This is a genomic window from uncultured Fibrobacter sp., assembly GCF_937877005.1.
Lineage (GTDB): Bacteria > Fibrobacterota > Fibrobacteria > Fibrobacterales > Fibrobacteraceae > Fibrobacter.
The window spans coordinates 1-2,536 of record NZ_CALEFV010000148.1 but is presented as its reverse complement, the minus strand read 5'-3'; the positions used below and the strand labels follow the sequence as shown (position 1 = coordinate 2,536).

The following is a 2,536-nucleotide window of genomic DNA, read 5'->3' as shown; positions in this document are numbered from 1 at the left end:
AATGTGACTTCATTTTTCGCCAATTATCTGCCATCCTTCATCGTCTTTTTCAGGTGGACCCATCAGCCCCTTCATCGCAAAGACAAGGAGCCACTGGGCATCAGTTATGCTTGCAACCGGGCAACCAAAGTACGCACTAGCTTCCAGGCCAAATTCAAGCTTACGAGCTTCAACGGAACCTGGTCCGGCGTTTTTTTTAGCGTCTCGATAAGCGTATCGATACTTTCGTCGGAAAGTTCCTCGATACTCGGGTCGTTAGCCTCGGCAAAAGCGTTGTATTCGTCGCAGAGCTTCTTCAGTTCATCCGGGGTACAGAATGAACGGAGGTGTTCTGCGTCCCGGAAGATACGCTCGCCGGTCGCGGGGTTGTAGAACGCACGCCACATGCCGTGAACCGCTTCCTGTTCGCGGTAGTCGGCCAGGTTGTGCATCGCAATCTCGATACCGTCGTGCTTGAACTCCAGCTGGTTATCGACCTTGGCCTTTCGGGCATCGGAAAGCGATAACAGGCGGATTTCGACCTTGACATCGGGGCAACCCGGCCAGCTCACGGTGCGCTTGATATCGTGCGATGTCTTGATGCGCTCGATGAGTTCGTCGGGTTTTTCGCCCTTCTTCTCTCGAATAGACTTTTCGAACTCAGTCATCAGCTCACCTTGCGGCTAGAGGCGAAGAAGTCGAGCTGGTATTCCTTGGCGGTCTTGCCGTCCATCTCGTTCGGGGTGGACTTGAGCAGGTGAACGCCACCGAACACGACCTTCTTGCCGCCCACATAGTTCACGATGACAGTCCAGCCTGCATCGTTCTTGTCCTCTTCGGACACCCAGTCCATGTCGGCACCGGATTCCGGGAGGTAAGTCAGCGAAAAGCCGTATTTCTTGGGCACCTTGATGGCGTCTTCGCCATTGAAGTGCTCGACAGTCTGCACGGTCTCGATTTCGTTTTCCTTGAACTTGGAAAAGTCGGAAATAGCGGAACCGTCCTTGGTGAGAGTAAGCGAAGAAATTCTCATGATTCACTCCTTACAGGTAAAGGTCGATGGTGGAATAGATCTGGTTCAGGCCAGGCACGACAATCTGGCAAAGCATGCGGCCCGGTTCGTTCGGCGATTCCTGCGTAATGAACTGGTCGGCGTAATCGTCGATGTAGCGCAGAATTGCTTCGGCTTCGAGGGCGTAGGCGATGGCCTTGTTGTCTTCGTTCAGGGCATCGGGCAGAAGCGCATGGATGACCTTGTTCTTGTACTTGGCGCGGTGCATCGCGAGGATGGAGTCGCGGAAGTAGTCAAGCGAGGCGATGACGCCCGTGTCGATGAGCTTGGTGAAGCGGGAACCGCTGTTGTTGCTCTTGGTGGTCACGGCACGCACGATGCAGAGCTGGCTGTCTTCTTCGACGAGAGGAATCACGCCGCCGTAGAGAAGCAGGTCCTGTTCTTCGCCACTCCACTTGTCCTCGACGGCAGGGGTGGCAAGGCCAGGAATGGCCACGCCGTTCATCGGCACGTTCGGCTTGGAGTTGCTTGCAAAAATCGCGCCGAGACCAGCCGCGATTTCCCACACGGTAGCATCGATCTTGGTCTTGACCGCCGCGATATGCAGGCGTTCGTAGTTCTGGGCGGTGGCCGCGCTCTTCGCGTCGGAAGCCGAAGCCGAGACCATCGCGCAGATGGCACGCTGGCCACGCTGTTCGAGCGGCGCGGCGGCAGCTTCAAGATGCGTCTTGAGGTAGCCGAGGTTCGTGGAATCGTTCACCGGGGAAACGATGATGTGGAAACGTTCCGGGAAAGCGGCAGCAAGGGCCGTCGTAAGGTCAACCGTACCGACGCCAGCCGTGGCGCTCACAGCGCCTGCGGTGATGCCGGTTGCTTCGGATGTCACGGACACGTTCAGGCCACCCGCAGCGGCGGACACATACGCACCCTTGCACTTAGCGGTAAGCGTGACCTTGGCGGTAGCGGCTTCGGCGGTGACAGGGGCGTCCGGGGTGTTGTTCACTTCGGCGGCAAGGGCCGTAGCGACAGCGGCGGCGGTGTCGGTCTTGGCAACTCCCACGCTGATCTTCTGGCCGTTAATGACGACAGAGACAATGCCTGCCGCAGTAGCCGTCCCGGAAAGGGTACTTTCCCAGGTGGCGGCAGAACCAGTCACAGCACCATGGCGGAGCATCGTAATCTGGGCATACTTCCAGGCCTTCTTCGCGGCCTTGTACATCTGCATGAGCACGGAACCCGCACCGGCAAAGTCGTAAGCCTCGGTTTCGGTGCCGATTTCGGTGGGCTTGTTTACCGGGGTATCGGACGCCTTGGCGGTGGAAACATCGCCGATAAGCAGCACCTTCTGGATGTTTGCGGGCAACCCGTTCGGGCCAGCGTAGTAGTTGTAGCCCGTGTAGGAACCCGGAATCATGGTTTCGGGGATATTAGGGGACAGGTTCATTGTTTACCTCTTTGAAAATGACATTTCCCTGCATGAGCGTCTCATGTTCGGGGATTTCGCTTTGGCATGTGGTGCCAATCGCTAGCAGTTCCCTGTAGTTC

General features: G+C 57.1%; 3 protein-coding genes. All 3 read right to left on the bottom strand.

Features of this window, described 5'->3' with window-relative positions; translation table 11 throughout:
* Positions 1–104 precede the first annotated feature (104 nt).
* Genes Q0628_RS07095 through Q0628_RS07085 form a run of 3 tightly spaced genes read right to left on the bottom strand, consistent with a single transcriptional unit; the run spans position 105 to position 2,435 of the window.
* Positions 105–647, bottom strand: coding sequence for a hypothetical protein (locus Q0628_RS07095; RefSeq protein ID WP_298769534.1), 543 nt, complete (start codon positions 645–647; stop codon positions 105–107).
* Complete coding sequence (locus Q0628_RS07090) at positions 647–1,012, bottom strand: hypothetical protein (protein ID WP_173831221.1); 366 nt, start codon at positions 1,010–1,012, stop codon at positions 647–649. Before Q0628_RS07090 ends, Q0628_RS07095 begins: the two co-directional genes overlap by 1 nt.
* Positions 1,013–1,022: 10 nt before the next feature.
* A complete protein-coding gene (locus Q0628_RS07085) occupies positions 1,023–2,435 on the bottom strand; it encodes a phage tail sheath subtilisin-like domain-containing protein (RefSeq protein WP_298769526.1) in 1,413 nt (470 codons plus the stop codon).
* Positions 2,436–2,536 lie beyond the last annotated feature (101 nt).

Excerpts from the sequence above, each read along its gene's own strand:
- Q0628_RS07090 (WP_173831221.1), bottom strand. The coding sequence starts at position 1,012 with ATGAGAATTTCTTCGCTTACTCTCACCAAGGACGGTTCCGCTATTTCC.
- Q0628_RS07095 (WP_298769534.1), bottom strand. The coding sequence starts at position 647 with ATGACTGAGTTCGAAAAGTCTATTCGAGAGAAGAAGGGCGAAAAACCC.
- Q0628_RS07085 (WP_298769526.1), bottom strand. The coding sequence starts at position 2,435 with ATGAACCTGTCCCCTAATATCCCCGAAACCATGATTCCGGGTTCCTAC.